Consider the following 16,429-nt stretch of genomic DNA (forward strand, 5'->3'; position numbering starts at 1 on the left):
TCAGCGCCCCAGATAAACGTCGATAACCCGATCGTCCGCCTGTACCTCGCGCAACGATCCCTCTGCCAGCACCTGGCCCTGATGCAGCACGGTGACGCGATCGGCGATGGTTTCTACAAACCCCATATCGTGCTCGACCACCATAAGCGAGTGCCTACCCGCCAGGCTGCGGAACAACTCGGCGGTGTACTCGGTTTCCGCGTCGGTCATGCCCGCCGCCGGTTCGTCGAGCAGCAGAAGATGCGGCTCCTGCACCAGCAGCATACCGATTTCCAGAAACTGCTTCTGGCCGTGGGAGAGCAGCCCCGCTCTGCGCTGACGCTCGCCGCTGAGCCGCAGCAGTTGCAACACCTCGTCGATGCGGTCCTGCTGCTCGCTGCTCAGCTTTGCCCGCAGGCTGGCCCATACCGACTTATCGTTTTTCAGCGCAATTTCCAGATTTTCAAACACCGTCAGCGCTTCAAATACCGTGGGTTTCTGAAACTTGCGGCCGATGCCAGCGCGGGCGATCTCAACCGGCGACAGGCGCGTCAGATCGCTATCCTGGTCGTAGAGTACCTGTCCGCTGTCAGGGCGGGTTTTGCCGGTGATCACATCCATCAGCGTGGTTTTGCCCGCGCCGTTGGGGCCGATTACGCAGCGCAGTTCGCCCGCGCCAATCTGCAGCGATAAATCGGTCAGGGCATGAAAACCATCAAATGAGACGTTAATTTTCTCCAGCTGAAGCATCGGGTCGCTTCGATCGCGATGACGATCGGTGGGGCGGGGCTGGGTAAAGGGGATATCAGTCATCATGCCTCCGGCGCAGCAGGCCAATTACGCCGCGCGGCAGCAGCAGCGTGACGAGGATAAATATCAGGCCCAGGAAGAACAGCCAGTATTCCGGGAAGGAGACGGTGAACCAGCTTTTGGCACCGTTTACGATCCCAGCGCCCAGCAGCGGACCAATCAGGGTGCCGCGGCCGCCCAGCGCTACCCAGATGGCGGCTTCGATCGAGTTGGTTGGCGACATTTCGCCTGGATTGATGATGCCGACCTGCGGCACATAGAGCGCGCCAGCCAGCCCGCACAGTATCGCCGAAAGGGTCCAGACGAAGAGCTTAAAGCCGCGCGGATCGTAGCCCACAAACATCAGGCGGTTTTCCGCATCGCGCACCGCGGTCAGCACCCGGCCAAACTTGCTGCGCGCCAGCGCGAAGCCAGTGCCGAGACTGCACAGCAGCAGCGTCACGGTGGCGATAAACAGCCCAATGCGCGTGCCGGTTGCGGTGACATTAAAGCCGAGCAGGGTAGAAAATCCAGTAAAGCCGTTGTTGCCACCGAAGCCGGTTTCGTTACGGAAAAACAGCAGCATGCCTGCGTAGGTCAGCGCCTGGGTCATAATGGAGAAATAGACGCCTTTGATCTTTGAGCGAAAGGCGAAGAAGCCAAACACCAGCGCCAGCAGCCCCGGCACCAGCACGATCAGGCAGAGCGCCCAGGCGAAATGCTGGGTGCCTGCCCAGAACCACGGCAGCGCGTCCCATGACAGAAACGACATAAAAGCGGGCAGGCCTTCGCCCGCCGCCTGGCGCATCAGATACATGCCCATGGCGTAGCCGCCAAGCGCGAAGAACAGCCCATGTCCGAGCGACAATAAGCCGGCATAGCCCCACACTAAATCCAGCGCCACGGCGACAATGGCGTAGCAGAGAATTTTGCCCACCAGCGTCAGGATATAGGTGGAGATCGCCAGCGGGTGGCTGGCGGGCAGCAGCGCGCAGAACGGCATCACCAGCAGCAGCAGGGTAATCAGGATGCCCAGGCTGATGCTAAGGCGCGGCGCGTTGCGCGTCAGGGTTAAGGTCAGAGGCTGGCTCATCAGTCAACTACCCTCCCTTTAAAGGCGAACAGGCCCTGCGGCCGTTTCTGTATAAACAGCACGATCAGCACGAGGATAAGAATTTTGCCCAGCACCGCCCCCGTTTGCGGTTCCAGCACTTTGTTAAGAATGCCGAGCCCGAAGGCGGCGACCACGGTTCCCGCCAGCTGGCCTACACCGCCCAGCACCACCACCAGGAAGGAGTCGATAATGTAGCCCTGGCCAAGCTCCGGGCCAACGTTGCCGAGCTGCGACAGCGCGACGCCGCCAAGCCCGGCGATGCCGGAACCCAGGCCAAACGCCAGCATATCGACGCGTCCGGTGGGCACGCCGCAGCAGTCGGCCATCGCGCGGTTTTGGGTAACGGCGCGCACGCTCAGCCCGAGGCGCGTTTTGTTTAGCAGCAGCCAGGTGAGGCCGAGCACGGCAAAGACAAACAGGATCACCGCAAGGCGGTTGTAGGGCAGCACCAGATTAGGCAGCACCTGCAGGCCGCCTGAGAGCCAGCCGGGGTTGGCAACTTCCAGGTTCTGCGCGCCAAACAGCATGCGCACCAGCTGGATCAGCATCAGGCTTATGCCCCAGGTGGCGAGCAGGGTCTCCAGCGGTCGGCCATAGAGGTGGCGGATAATAGCGCGCTCCAGCAGCATACCGATGGCTGCGGTGAGCAGAAACGCCGCCGGCAGCGCCAGCAGCGGATACCACGCCAGCCACTGCGGCGCGAACTGCTGGAACAGGTTCTGCACAAACCAGGTGGCGTAGGCCCCCAGCATCAGCATTTCCCCGTGCGCCATATTGATTACGCCGAGCAGGCCGTAGGTGATCGCCAGCCCCAGCGCAGCCAGCAGCAGGATCGAACCCAGCGACAGGCCGGTAAAGGCCTGGCCGAACAGGTCGCCCCACATCAGACGGTGTTTGATTTGCTGCAGGCTGGCGGCCGCGGCGGCGCGGACCTGCGCATCGGGTTCGTTGCCGGGAAGGGTCAGGCGCGCAAGGCTCCCCTGCACGCCGGGATCGCTTCCTTCTCCCAGCAGCGTGACGGCGTTGAGGCGCACGACGGCGTCCGGGCTGGCGAGCTGCAGGCTGGCAACCGCCATCGCTAAGGCTGCATGCACCCGCGCATCTTTCTCCGCGGCGAGGCGCTGTTGGATAAGCGGCAGCTGATCGGCCGCCGCATCGTTTTGCAGCTGCTGCGCGGCGCGCAGGCGGACAGCCGCATCGTCGCTCACCAGCTGGTGGGCGGCGAGCGCGCCAGCGATCAGCACGCGCAGCCGATTGTTCATAAACAGCTTTTTGGTTTCGCCGCTGGGCTGCGTCGCGCTGTCGAGCGGGATAAATTTGTCATCCTGCTTGCTGAACGGCTGTTTTTTCTGGTCAATCACCACGCTCTCACTGCGCAGCGCCTGCAGCAGCGGTACGCGGCTGGCCTGCGGCGCGGCGGCCCACTGTTGCAGCAGCGTGGCCTGCCCGGCGCGGCTGGCGGCAGCGAAGTCAGCACCATCCCCCGCCTGCGCCAGCCAGGGCAGCAGCAACAGCAGCAGACCACAAATAAAGGATTTGAAGTTCATCAATACCGCCCTCAGAGTATCGCTAAGCGCCCTTCAGCATGCTGAAGGGCAGAGTATTATTTCGTTGATTTCTCAGGATAATCGGGCTTCTTGTCGTTTCCGGCGATATAGGGACTCCACGGCTGCGCACGGATCGGCTGTTCGGTCTGCCACACCACGTTGAACTGTCCGTTTTCCTCGACTTCGCCAATCATCACCGGCTTATGCAGATGGTGGTTGGTTTTATCCATGGTCAGGGTGAAGCCGTCCGGCGCCTTAAAGGTCTGGCCCGCCATCGCCGCGCGCACTTTATCGACATCGGTGGTGCCCGCTTTCTCTACCGCCTGCGCCCACATATGCAGACCGACGTAGGTCGCTTCCATGGGATCGTTGGTCACTACCGTGCCTGCGTTCGGCAGGTTGTGCGCTTTGGCATAGGCGCGGTAATCGGCGACAAACTTCGCGTTGGTGGGGTTATCCACCGACTCGAAGTAGTTCCAGGCTGCCAGCTGACCGACCAGCGGTTTGGTATCGATGCCGCGCAGCTCCTCTTCGCCCACGGAGAAGGCGATCACCGGAATATCGGTGGCTTTAATGCCCTGATTCGCCAGCTCTTTGTAGAAAGGCACGTTGGAGTCGCCGTTGATAGTGGAGATCACCGCGGTTTTCCCCCCGGCGGAGAACTTCTTGATATTGGATACGATGGTCTGATAATCGCTGTATCCGAACGGCGTATAGACCTCTTCGATATCTTTATCCTGAACGCCCTTGCTGTGCAGGAAGGCGCGCAGGATTTTGTTGGTGGTGCGCGGATAGACGTAATCGGTGCCCAGCAGGAAGAAGCGTTTAGCGCTGCCGCCATCTTCGCTCATCAGGTACTGCAGGGCGGGGATCGCCTGCTGGTTGGGGGCGGCACCGGTATAGAACACGTTTGGCGACATCTCTTCGCCTTCATACTGCACGGGATAGAACAGCAGGCCGTTCAGCTCTTCAAACACCGGCAGCACCGATTTGCGCGAAACCGAAGTCCAGCAGCCGAACACCGCGGCGACCTTGTCCTGCGTCAGCAGCTGGCGGGCTTTCTCCGCAAACAGCGGCCAGTTGGAGGCTGGATCGACCACCACCGGCTCCAGCTTTTTGCCCAGCACGCCGCCGCTGGCATTGATTTCGTCAATGGTCATCAAGGCCATATCTTTCAGCGGCGTTTCTGAAATCGCCATGGTGCCGGAAAGCGAAGATAATATGCCGACTTTAATGGTCTCTGCCGCCTGCGCCCCGAAGGCAAAGCCCAGACTGGCTACGGTGGCGGAGAGCGCAAAAGCCTTAAGCAATGAACGTCTTTTCATCAGTAACCCTCTAAAGTGTAATGGTTTTATTATTCAGTAACCTGAAGCCGGGCCTGCTGTAACATATGCAAAGTGATCTTTCTTACCTCTGCCTTACTCACGGCGATGTGATCGGTCAGAATGCGCTGCGCCTCCTCGGTTTTTTGCTGAAAAATCGCCCGTAAAATCTGAGCGTGTTCACGGTATGTCGCCTCTACCCGATCGTCGCGCGTAAAGTCGAGACGCCGAATGATGCGAATTTTTTCGGTTAACTCGGCGTGGACGCGGGCGATCTCCTGATTGCCCGCCGCCGCCACCAGCGCCATATGAAACGCCTCGTCCTGGGCCGATACCGTGTTGCCCTCTTCAGGGCGTGGATCATCAATCCAGAAGCGCTTCAGGGCGTCGAGCATCTCCGCGCAGGCGAGCGGCGGCAGGGCGCACAGGCGGCGCACCGCTTCGCACTCGATAACGGTGCGAAAATCGTACAGCTCCTCGAAGTATTCGAAGTCAAACGGCTTCACCTGCCAGCCGCTGCGGAACCACACGTCGACATAGCCTTCGCGCGCCAGCCAGAACAGCGCCTGGCGCACCGGCGTGCGGCTCACCTCCAGCCGCTCGGCGATCTCGTTTTCGCTGAAGCGGTCGCCGGGCATCAGGCGGAAGGCAAAGATGTCCTGCTTTAGCGCCTGGTACACTTTTTCCGCCAGGGCTTCCGGGCGGCCTTTGCTGCGCGGGCGTTGATTCATCTGCGCTCCTTATTCCAGCCAGAGCAGGGCATCGCCCGGACTTACCGGACGTCCAGCCTGGCAGGCGATGCGTTTCACCGTGCCCGCCTGCGGCGCGACAATCTGAAGCTCCATTTTCATCGCCTCGACGATAATCAGCGTCTGGCCCGCCTCTACCGCCTCGCCCGGCTGCACCAGCACTTTCCAGATGTTGCCGTTCATATCGGCGCACACGGCCAGCGCCTGGTCATCGGGTTCGGCGATCGTCAGCGTCTCTTCGCTGGTGAGCGGCGCCTCTTGCTCCTCCTGCGCCCAGCGCGTCACTTCCTGCTCAAAGGCGGCGCTCTGGCGCTGGCGAAAGGCGCTGATCGACGCCGCGTTTTCGGCCAGAAACTGGCGATGGGCGGCGAAATCAAACAGGGTCTCTTCGATACGCACGCTGGCGCGCCCTTCGCGGAAGTCATCGCGCAGCCGGACAAGCTCTTCTTCCGTGACCGGATAGAAGCGCACCTGATCGAAAAAGCGCAGCAGCCAGGGCTCCTCCGCCGCGAACTGATCGTTTCTGAGGAATTTGTTCCAGATTGGCAGCGTGCGGCCCACCAGCTGATAACCGCCGGGGGAGTCCATACCGTAGATGCACATGTACATGCCGCCGATACCCACGGTGCCTTCCGCCGTAAAGGTACGTGCCGGGCTGTATTTGGAGCTGAGCAGGCGATGGCGCGGATCGACGGGCACCGCGCAAGGCGCGCCCAGATAGACGTCGCCCAGGCCCAGGATAAGATAGCTGGCGTCAAAAAGGGTATCGCGCACCGCGTCGCGGCTCTCCAGACCGTTGATGCGCTGAATAAAGTCGACGTTGTTGGGCAGCCAGGGCGCGCTGGCGCGCACCGTCTCTTTATAGCGCTCTACCGCACCGAGCGTGGCGCTGTCTTCAAACGCCATTGGCATCCAGACGATGCGCGACGGCACTTTCAGCTCGCTGACGTCGCCAAGTTCCGCCTCCAGCTCCAGCAGCAGAGTCATCAGCTGTTTCTGGCTGAGGATCAGGCTGTCGTAGCGCACCTGCAGCGAGCGCACCCCAGGCGATAACTCCTCTATGCCGGGCACGGCGCGGGCGCGCAGCGCATTCATCAGCAGATGCACGCGCAGGCGCAGCGCCAGGTCCAGCACGTTGTCGCCATATTCGATCAGCACATATTTGTCGCCGGCCTGGCGCCAGACGACAGCCGGCGTGGTGTCGGTCGCGGGCAGCGCCGCCAGCAGCGTGGCGGAGCCAGACGCCGTTGCCGCCAGCGACGGCACCGCAAACGAGGCGGCGTGATGGCTGCGAAGGGTGGCGATGCACGCAGCCTGCGCTTTTTCCAGCGCCACCGCTTCGTCCACGCCGACAGGATGGAAGCGAATGCGATCGCCAGGCTTAACCTGACCCACTTTCCACAATTCAGCTTTGGCGATGGTGACCGGGCAGACAAAGCCGCCGAGGCTGGGGCCGTCGTGGGTCAGGATCACCGGAAAGTCGCCGGTGAAGTTCACCGCGCCAATGGCGTATTCACAGTCGTGGACGTTCGAGGGGTGCAGCCCGGCCTCGCCGCCGTTGGCGCGGGTCCAGGTCGGTTTAGGCCCCACCAGACGCACGCCAAGACGGTTGGAGTTGTAGTGCACCTGCCAGTCGCTGGCAAAAAACGTATCGATAGCGGCCTGGGTAAAGAAGTCTGGCGCGCCGTGCGGGCCGTAGAGCACGCCGATACGCCATTCGCTGCCGTAGTGCGGCACCAGCGCGGGATCGAGCGCCTGCGGTGCGCTGACCGGCGCGGGTGTGGTGCAGGCCGCCAGCCGGGGCTGAGAGATGGGCAGCATATCGGCCACGCGCAGCGTGCGTCCGGCGTGGCCGCCGAACTGGCCGAGCGAAAAGGTGGAGCGGCTGCCCAGATATTCCGGTACGTCGAACCCATTGCGGACCGCCAGATAAGTGCGGCAGCCGCTCTGTGCGCGACCTAACGTCAGGGTTTGCCCGGCGCTCACCGCTACGGGCCGCCAGTAGTCCAGGCTTACGTCATCCAGGGTTGCCGGACAGTCGGCGCCGGTCAGGGCAATCACCGCATCGCTGTGAAAACGCAGCGTCGGCCCTTGCAGGGTAAACTCAAGTCCGGCGGCGCTGTCGTGGTTGCCCACAATCCGGTTGGCGAGGCGGAAGGCAAAATCATCCATCGGGCCGGAGGGCGGTACGCCGATATCCCAGTAGCCCAGGCGGCCCGGATAGTCCTGAATAGTGCTGAAGGTGCCCGGCTGCAGCACCTCTATTACGCTGGCGGACGGGGTAAAGCCGTCAAGAAAGCGGGTCCAGACGCTGCCGCTGCGGAAGGCGTCGGTGGCGACGATTTGCCGCAGATAGTCGAGGTTGGTGGCGATGCCGTGCAGCTGGGTGGCGTCGAGCGCCTGCTGCATTTTCGCCAGCGCCGCGTCGCGCGTCTCTGCATGGACAATCAGTTTGGCGATCATCGGATCGTAAAATGCGGAGACCTCTGCGCCGACGTCGATCCCGCTATCCACGCGCACATCATCCGGGAAAAGGACGCCGGTGAGCGTGCCCGGCGCGGGCTGGAAGTTTTTCAGCGGATCTTCGGCATAGATGCGCACTTCAATTGACGCGCCGACAGGCGGCTGCTGCAGGCGCGCCCAGTCAATGGCGTCGCCCGCCGCGACCTGCAGCATGCACTCCACCAAATCGAGGCCGGTGACGCATTCGGTTACGGGATGTTCGACCTGCAGGCGGGTGTTGACTTCAAGAAAGTAAAACGCATCCTGTTCGGCGTCATAGATATACTCTACGGTGCCTGCGCTGCGGTAGCTGACCTGTTCACCCAGCCGCACCGCGGAGGCCAGCAGGGCCTCGCGCGTGGCCTGGGGAAGATGGGGCGCCGGGGTTTCTTCCACGACTTTCTGATTACGGCGCTGAAGCGAACAGTCGCGCTCGCCAAGCGCAACCACCTTGCCGCTGCCGTCGCCAAAAATCTGCACTTCAACGTGACGGGCACGATCGATGCAGCGCTCAAGAAATACCCCTGCATCGCTGAAGAACTGTTCGCCGAGGCGGCGCACGCTTTCCCAGGCGCTGCGCAGCGCCTCCTCATCCGCACAGCGCGTCAAACCAATACCGCCGCCGCCCGCCGTGCTTTTCAGCATCACCGGATAGCCGATGCGTGCCGCCGCGCCGATCGCCTCCTCTAACGAATTGAGCAGCGGCGTGCCGGGCGTCATCGGTACGCCCGCCTGAGCGGCCAGTTCCCGTGCGCGATGTTTCAGGCCAAACTCGCCAATCTGCTGCGCCGTCGGGCCGACAAAGGCGATACCCGCCTCTTCGCAGGCGGCGGCAAACGGCAGGCTTTCAGAGAGGAAGCCGTAGCCGGGCCAGATCGCTTCCGCGCCGCTCTGTTTCGCCGCGGCCAGAATTTTATCGATACGCAGATAGCTGTCGGCAGCTTTATCGCCGCCGAGCGCGATCGCCACATCCGCCTCTTTGACATGGCGTGCGTTGCGATCGGCATCGGAGTAGACGGCAACGCTTTTCACACCGAGGCGTTTCAGGGTGCGAATCGCGCGGCAGGCAATCTCGCCACGGTTGGCGATCAGAACGGTGCTGAACATGGTTATTTACTCCCCTGAGAGGCGAGCCAGTTGCGCCAGCCGCCAAATTCGGTGATCTCCAGCGCCTGCGCCAGCACCGCCGGTTCACAGATAAAGCCTTTCACAACGCGGCCGTCCGCCAGCGTCAGCGAACCGATGCCGAGCGGCGCCGGAATTTCGGCCACGAATTCGCCAAAGCGCGCCAGCGGGATATCCCACAGCTCAACGGCGATCGGCGCACCGCTGTCGCTGCGCAGCAGGCCCGGCTTTTTGATTGGGCCGTCAAGCAGGGCGAACAGGCGGTAGTTGCTGGCGGTTTGCGTCTCTTCCACCCAGACCGCGTTGCGCGTGGTGAGCTGGAAATTGAGCGGCATGCCGGTGAGATGTGCGCCAACCACCGCAACGCGAACGTGATCGGCAGAGAGGGGCAGCGGCGCGTGCCGGGCGCGCGGCGGTTGGCCGGTGGCGCCAGGGGAGAGCGCCATCTGCTGCTGCCAGCGCAGGCCGAAGTCGGCGAGGGAGCGATCCTGCCAGGCCGGCGCGATAAGCGTGATGCCTGCAGGCAGACCATCCTCCCGGAACGGGCCGGGCAGCGCTAAGGCGCTGAGGTCAGCGAGGTTAGTGAAATTGGTGTAAGTGCCGAAGTGCGAGTTGTAGCGCACCGGCTCCTGCTTCATCTCTTCCAGGGTGTGGATAGTGGGTGAGGTCGGCACGACCACGGCATCGAACTGCGCCATTGTTTGCTGGATCTGACGCGTCAGTTCAGCGCGCAGATACTCCGCCCGGTAAGCCTCGACGGCGCTATATTTCAGGCCGCTGCTGACGATGCCGTACACCACCGGGTCCATCTCTTCCGGACGGTTGATTATCTCGCCCACCGCGGCGGTGCGTTCCGCCACCCACGGGCCGTAGTAGAGCTGTTCAGCAAGCTGGTGGAATGGGGTGAAATCGATGGGGTGCAGCGTGGCGCCGCCCGCCTGTAGCTGCTCCAGCGCGCGCTGCCAGGCCGCTTCCGCCTGGGTGTCGCCGAAGAATTCCGGCGCGGCGGGAATGGCAAAGGCGGGCTGCGCGTTGAAGCTGGCAGGGGCGGTATGGGGGTTGCGGCGCGAATAGGCATCCCCGGCGTCATAGCCCCCTGCGGCGGTCGCGACCGCGAAGGCATCTTCCACCGTTAAGGCAAACACGGAAACGGTGTCGTTAAGGCGGCAGGCGGGCACCACGCCGCGGGCGGAGAGCCAGCCTTTGGTCGGCTTTAGCCCAACGATATTGTTAAAGCCCGCCGGCACGCGGCCGGAACCGGCGGTGTCGGTGCCGAGCGAGAAGGCCACCAGGCCGCGCGCCAGCACCGAGGCGGAACCGGAGCTGGAGCCGCCGCTGACATAGTCAGGATTAAAGGTATTACTTACCGCGCCAAACGGGGAACGCGTGCCGACTAAACCGGTCGCAAACTGGTCGAGGTTGGTTTTGCCGATGACCACCGCGCCCGCTGCTTTTAACTGCGCCACCACAAAGGCGTCCTCAGCGGCGGTGTAGGTAAAGGTCGGGCAGGCGGCGCTGGTCGGCCAGCCTGCTACATCGATATTGTCTTTTACCGCAAAGGGCACGCCAAACAGCGGCAGCGCAGCCGGGTTGCGCAGGTAATTTGCCAACAGCGGTTCGATTTGTGCCTGTAACTGCGCAGGGGAGGCGAGACAGATCCAGGCGTTATCCTGCCGATCGAGAGCGTCGAGGTGCGCCGTCAGCAGCGCACCGATGCAGTGCGGGTCCTGCTGGTAGCGGTGTTGCCAGTCCTGAAGCGTAAATCCGAAGGTAGAGGCCATGATTGAATTCCAACTGGTATACAAGATGGAATTCGTCGAGCAAGATGTGTGCCATTTTCTAATGCGATGAAAAAACTAAATATTTTTTCCAGCGCTGCGCGAGAAAGGGCTTTTCCTGATATCCCATGGTGCAGCGCAGCACTGGCTTAAAGCAGAATGTCGTCGACGCATTAAATCGCCGGATAGTCGCCGAGGCCGTCTGGCCAGGGCGTCAGCAGATCGAATCCGCTGTCCGTCACGGCCAGGGTATGCTCCCACTGTGCCGAGAGCGAGCGATCTTTGGTGACTACCGTCCAGCCGTCCGAAAGCACGCTGGTGCCAGCTTTACCGGCGTTGATCATCGGCTCAATAGTGAAGATCATGCCTGGCTGAAGCGCCAGTCCTTCCCCTGGCGTGCCGTAATGCAGGACCTGCGGCTCGTCATGGTAGATCTGCCCGACGCCGTGACCACAATAGTCGCGCACGACGGAAAAGCCGGCGCCCTCCGCGACGCGCTGAATTGCCGCGCCGATATCGCCCAGCGTCGCGCCGGGCTTCACGGCGTGAATCCCGGCGACCAGTGACTGATAAGTGATATCCACCAGCCGCCGCGCACGCACCGAGGGTTCGCCAACAAAGTACATGCGGCTGGTATCGCCGTACCAGCCATCTTTGATAATGCCGATATCAATATTGATGATGTCCCCTTTTTTCAGCTTTTTCGCCGAGGGAATGCCGTGACATACCACATGGTTCACCGAGGTGCAGGTGGTGCGCGTATAGCCCTGATAGCCGATGTTGGCGGGGATCACCTTCAGCTCGTTAATGATGAAGTCGTGGCAGATATCATCCAGCTCTTCCGTCGTGACGCCTGGCTGTACGTGTGGCGCAATCATCGCAAGCACCTGCGCCGCCGCGTGACCCGCCGCGCGCGCCAGCTCAATCTGTTCCGGGGTGTGGATCTTTACGCTTCTCTTCACTGTGCCTCTCCTTGTGGAATGCGTGTGGCAGGGGAGATAAGCTGACGCAGGTCGCTGCCGTGCTCCAGTTCCACCCTGATCAGCAGCTGCGCCAGCTCCTGCTGGGTAAAGTGCGGATAAAGCTCCGCCAGCATGCCCAGCTTTAGCCAGTGTTCGGCTTGCGCGTTAATGGAGCGGCTCATCGCCTGGCTGGCGACGCGGAGATTTTCATGCATCAGATCGGATATTTTAACAATGCCCATGGCTGGCCTATATGAAACGTATATGGTTTGTATATAGATTAACTTTTGCTGCCCGATATGCAAGAGGAATTGGTGCTGGTGCGGAAATGCTTGCTGTCTGTGCGCATCTGTACCTGCTTTAGTCGAGCGCGTATTCGTCTCTGCGGGGAGTAGGGTACTTTCGCTATCCACGGGTTTTTGAGGCCAGGTAAAGGTAGTGCAAATACTTTCCTGTAACCGGCGCATAAAGCCCTGCCCGAGAGGCTGCCTGTTTTACAAAAGGTCGGTGGGGTTTAATAAATGAAATGCCGGGAAAGGTGTGACGCTTCAGGCGTGACGCATCTCTGCAAAATTCCTACACCCGGCGCACCTTTTTTCGGTCGTTGACAAGAATTATGCGATATCTGAAAGGTTCAGGGAGGGCAGCGGGCGACTGGCGAGGCCAGGCAGGGTTAGCGCAGGAAAAGGAGCCGTTTAGTTTATAGCATAAGCAGCTTTGGTTAGTTTATTGACTAGCTCGTTATAAGTCTGAATTTAATATGGTAGCAGGCAGTTGATTGCACATAGCTATTTATTTTAAATAAAGCTTTATTCAAGGCGCTATATTTTAGCTATATCATTACTGACTTAGTAAGAGAAGCCCGTTCCCAACACAATGCAGACATAAAGTGTCAGTTGCAATGAAATAATAATTTTTAGTATGAGTCTTGATTTAAACTATTTTTCCTTTGCTAAGGAAATCGTAGTGCTAACCCAGCTTGTTGTTTTTTCCTGGATTCCGGACAGGCTGTTTTTTTTGCTGCAGCAGCAGATAACAATATTGGGTAATATAAAGGCGGTTTTTTTAATTAAAAGCTGATTTATTTAGTTTTAAAATTAAAAATTGTCAAATTTTTGTTCCTGTAGTTTATAAGAGTGTTTAAAAGTTAATGTGAGTAAGTTAAAATATTGGTTCACTCATTAATCCTCAATAGTACTAATTATAATGCTGCAACAAAACAAGATTTTCCCTGCGTTATCTCTTATCGCACTGTTAGTGGGTTCAGTCGCACACGCTGAAGAGACTAACGAAAAAACAGACGTACTTCTGATTGGCGGCGGTATCATGAGTGCCTCAATGGGCACGTTACTGCAAGAGCTCCAGCCTGACTGGAAACAACTCATGGTCGAAAAGCTGGATGGTGTTGCGCTCGAATCATCCAATGGCTGGAACAACGCCGGTACCGGTCACTCAGCCAATATGGAGCTGAACTACACGCCGGAACGTCCAGACGGTTCGATTGATGTTTCTAAAGCGCTTGAAATCAATGAAGCCTTTATGATTTCGCGCCAGTTTTGGTCATCACAGGTGAAGCGTGGCGTATTAAACGACCCACACTCTTTTATCAACTCTACGCCACATATGAGCTTTGTATGGGGTGACAAGAACGTTGAATACCTGACCAAACGTTATAATGCTCTGCAGCAAACCACATTGTTCCAGGGGATGAAGTTCTCTACCGATCAGAATCAGATCAAGCAATGGGCTCCTCTGATTATTGCCGGGCGCGATCCGCAGCAGAAAGTTGCTGCAACCTGGACGCCGGTCGGCACCGATGTGAACTATGGCGAAATTACACGCCAGCTGATTGGCAGCCTGAAAAAAGACGATAACTTCAAGCTGGAAACCTCATCTGAAGTTACGGGCTTTAAGCGTAACAGCGATAACTCCTGGCACGTCACAATCACCGACGTGAAAAGCGGTAAAGAACACGCTGTAGATGCTAAATATGTCTTTATCGGCGCAGGCGGTGGGGCCCTGAAACTGTTGCAGGAAACCGGGATCCCGGAAGCTGAGAATTATGCAGGTTTCCCTGTCGGCGGCTCATTCCTGGTAACTGAAAATCAGGAGATTGCCCGTCAACACGCAGAGAAAGTTTATGGGCAGGCTTCAGTGGGTGCGCCGCCAATGTCGGTTCCCCATCTGGATGCGCGTTTCCTGGATGGTAAGCGTGTCGTACTGTTTGGACCCTTTGCTACCTTCTCGACCAAGTTCCTTAAAAACGGATCTTTCCTCGATCTCTTAAGTACTACCACGACCAAAAACGTGGGTCCTATGACTGACGTAGGCCTTGATAACTTTGACCTGGTGAAATACCTGATCGGCCAGGTGATGTTAAGTGACGAAGATCGATTTGAGGCGCTGAAAGAGTATTATCCGTCCGCACGTAAAGAGGACTGGAAACTCATTCAGGCAGGTCAGCGCGTACAGATCATCAAAAAGGATGCTGAAAAAGGCGGCGTACTTAAGCTGGGAACTGAAATCGTTACCGATAAACAGAAAACCCTGGCTGCGCTGCTGGGTGCTTCTCCGGGCGCATCTACTGCAGCACCTATCTCTATCAACGTGATGAAAGAGTTGTTCCCTGAGCAATTCAAGTCGGCGGAGTGGCAGAGCAAGATCCGTGGTATCGTGCCTAGCTATGGACAGAAACTGAACGGCAACGTTGCGCTAACCCAGCAGGTTTGGGATGAAACGGCGGCAACGCTGCAGCTGGTAAAACCGCCAGTGATCCAGATGAAGGACGCTCAGGCTTCTCCTCAGGCTCAACCGCAGAAGCCAAAAGCAGCCGCTGAAAGTCAGCACGATATGGCGCTTTAATCCTTCCGGATGATAACAAAGCCCCTGAGGTTCTCCTCAGGGGCTTTTATTATTATGTTGCTGCACGATTAAATTTCCCCTCTGTGTCGTAATCTGAGTTCAAATTAAAAGAGCCAGGCATTAATATTTACCGGTTAGTCACTGTGTAAATTCCATACAAGCTAATTAGTGTGTTGTTCAGCCATTCCTCTTTCTATAACAAAGGTGGGATGCTAACTGTTTTATTAAATGACAATTAACCTGTGTCTGATAAACAGCGTTCAATACCCTTGCCGCGTAATATAAAATACTAACGCAGATCAGCCTTACGCATTGGCATCCTGTCTATAGTAGAGAGCAATTCTTCTGAAGACAGCGGGGTTGTTTGACGAACTTTTACCCCTCCATCTTTACCCACCAGTACCACTTCAAAACCGTCGGGTTTAAATTGCGAACGGAGCTGGCCACCGGCAGCAGGCGTGGTATCGCTCAGCACGATGATATCGCGATCCGCTAAGTCAGCTTTGCTTTTCTCCAGTATGGCCATTTGCCTGATATAGTCAGCATCTTTTTCAGATGGGGCAAAGACAATAACGGGGCGATTATGCCACTGATACTGTTCAAGGCTGGCGGTTTCAGGGGGCAGAGAATTGAACATCGGTGTTCCTGCCGTCAGGGCAGAACTGCAGAATAGCAGCGACAGCACCAGTATGCCTGAAGCAATGGCAGAGTTACGAGACGGATATAGTTGTTTTGGCAGCAGATTTTTTACAGGCATCCTTTACTCCTCACAGTCAGACAGGCGGCATAGAGATAAAGAACAGCGATCTTCCAGACATAAGTGAGCTATCTATATCAACACTAGTGGAAACTGGTTGGTATGAACCTCTTCTTACTTATGTTTACAACGAGGGCGAACCAGATATTTTTCCGTGTCAAAAGTGATGCGCATAGTTGCATGAAATGTTGAGGGGTTCGCTAACGTTGCTGCCAGGCGCTGCACAACCCGAAGGAGTAAGAGTAAAGCGGTGATGCTGCCAACTTACTGATTTAGTGTATGATGGTGTTTTTGAGGTGCTCCAGTGGCTTCTGTTTCTATCAGCTGTCCCTCCTGTTCAGCTACTGACGGGGTGGTGCGTAACGGCAAAAGCACCGCCGGACATCAGCGCTATCTCTGCTCTCACTGCCGTAAAACATGGCAACTGCAGTTCACATACACCGCCTCTCAACCCGGTACGCACCAGAAAATCATTGATATGGCCATGAATGGCGCTGGATGCCGGGCAACCGCCCGCATTATGGGCGTTGGCCTCAACACGATTTTACGTCACTTAAAAAACTCAGGCCGCAGTCGGTAACCTCGCGCATACAGCCGGGCAGTGACGTCATCGTCTGCGCGGAAATGGACGAACAGTGGGGCTACGTCGGGGCTAAATCGCGCCAGCGCTGGCTGTTTTACGCGTATGACAGGCTCCGGAAGACGGTTGTTGCGCACGTATTCGGTGAACGCACTATGGCGACGCTGGGTCGTCTTATGAGCCTGCTGTCACCCTTTGACGTGGTGCTATGGATGACGGATGGCTGGCCGCTGTATGAATCCCGCGGCTTTGTTGAATAAATCAGCTTCAGGACGAGTGACTCTGTAGCTGACCGGGTTTTCAGGCAATACGCACGCTTTCTGGCATACCAGCCTTCGTTATTTTATTCAGCGCACGCACCAT

Annotated in this window: 11 protein-coding genes and 1 pseudogene; 2 read left to right on the plus strand and 10 right to left on the minus strand. The window is 58.2% G+C overall.

Going from position 1 to position 16,429, the window contains the following annotated elements; all coding sequences use genetic code 11:
* The 9 genes from urtD to MHZ97_RS18390 all read right to left on the minus strand — a co-directional run bounded on the left by urtD (window position 1) and on the right by MHZ97_RS18390 (window position 12,109).
* A complete protein-coding gene (gene urtD / locus MHZ97_RS18350; RefSeq protein WP_239315346.1) occupies window positions 1-792 on the minus strand; it encodes an urea ABC transporter ATP-binding protein UrtD in 792 nt (263 codons plus the stop codon).
* On the minus strand, window positions 785-1,861 hold the full coding sequence (gene urtC / locus MHZ97_RS18355; protein ID WP_239315347.1) for an urea ABC transporter permease subunit UrtC: 1,077 nt from the start codon (window positions 1,859-1,861) through the stop codon (window positions 785-787). Before urtC ends, urtD begins: the two co-directional genes overlap by 8 nt.
* Complete coding sequence (urtB, locus tag MHZ97_RS18360; RefSeq protein ID WP_239315348.1) at window positions 1,861-3,429, minus strand: urea ABC transporter permease subunit UrtB; 1,569 nt, start codon at window positions 3,427-3,429, stop codon at window positions 1,861-1,863. The genes urtC and urtB overlap by 1 nt, the downstream gene beginning before the upstream one ends.
* Before the next feature lie 56 nt (window positions 3,430-3,485).
* Entirely contained in the window at window positions 3,486-4,754 is a 1,269-nt protein-coding gene (gene urtA / locus MHZ97_RS18365; RefSeq protein WP_103796956.1) for an urea ABC transporter substrate-binding protein, read from the minus strand.
* Between the two features lie 29 nt (window positions 4,755-4,783).
* Window positions 4,784-5,482, minus strand: a complete 699-nt coding sequence (locus tag MHZ97_RS18370; protein ID WP_103796955.1) for a GntR family transcriptional regulator — start codon at window positions 5,480-5,482, stop codon at window positions 4,784-4,786.
* Between the two features lie 9 nt (window positions 5,483-5,491).
* Window positions 5,492-9,109 carry an urea carboxylase gene (uca, locus tag MHZ97_RS18375; protein WP_239315349.1) on the minus strand — a complete coding sequence of 1,206 codons (3,618 nt, stop codon included), beginning with the start codon at window positions 9,107-9,109 and terminating at the stop codon, window positions 5,492-5,494.
* Between the two features lie 2 nt (window positions 9,110-9,111).
* On the minus strand, window positions 9,112-10,908 hold the full coding sequence (gene atzF / locus MHZ97_RS18380) for an allophanate hydrolase (protein WP_239315350.1): 1,797 nt from the start codon (window positions 10,906-10,908) through the stop codon (window positions 9,112-9,114).
* 170 nt (window positions 10,909-11,078) lie between these two features.
* Window positions 11,079-11,867: a type I methionyl aminopeptidase gene (map, locus tag MHZ97_RS18385; protein WP_239315351.1), complete on the minus strand. Its 789-nt coding sequence runs from the start codon at window positions 11,865-11,867 to the stop codon at window positions 11,079-11,081.
* Window positions 11,864-12,109, minus strand: coding sequence for a ParD-like family protein (locus MHZ97_RS18390; RefSeq protein WP_103796951.1), 246 nt, complete (start codon window positions 12,107-12,109; stop codon window positions 11,864-11,866). The genes map and MHZ97_RS18390 overlap by 4 nt, the downstream gene beginning before the upstream one ends.
* 964 nt (window positions 12,110-13,073) lie before the next feature.
* Here MHZ97_RS18390 and mqo point away from each other — a divergent pair.
* On the plus strand, window positions 13,074-14,729 hold the full coding sequence (gene mqo / locus MHZ97_RS18395; RefSeq protein ID WP_103796926.1) for a malate dehydrogenase (quinone): 1,656 nt from the start codon (window positions 13,074-13,076) through the stop codon (window positions 14,727-14,729).
* Window positions 14,730-15,018: 289 nt separating this feature from the next.
* Here mqo and MHZ97_RS18400 read toward each other — a convergent pair whose 3' ends face one another.
* Window positions 15,019-15,486, minus strand: coding sequence for a DUF4174 domain-containing protein (locus MHZ97_RS18400; RefSeq protein ID WP_239315352.1), 468 nt, complete (start codon window positions 15,484-15,486; stop codon window positions 15,019-15,021).
* A gap of 304 nt (window positions 15,487-15,790) precedes the next feature.
* Between MHZ97_RS18400 and MHZ97_RS18405 the strand changes: the two are divergent.
* A pseudogene (locus MHZ97_RS18405) lies at window positions 15,791-16,311 on the plus strand (IS1 family transposase); the annotation flags it as partial.
* Window positions 16,312-16,429: the final 118 nt, after the last annotated feature.

This window comes from Pantoea sp. ACRSC (genome assembly GCF_022346785.1).
Taxonomy (GTDB): domain Bacteria; phylum Pseudomonadota; class Gammaproteobacteria; order Enterobacterales; family Enterobacteriaceae; genus Pantoea; species Pantoea alvi.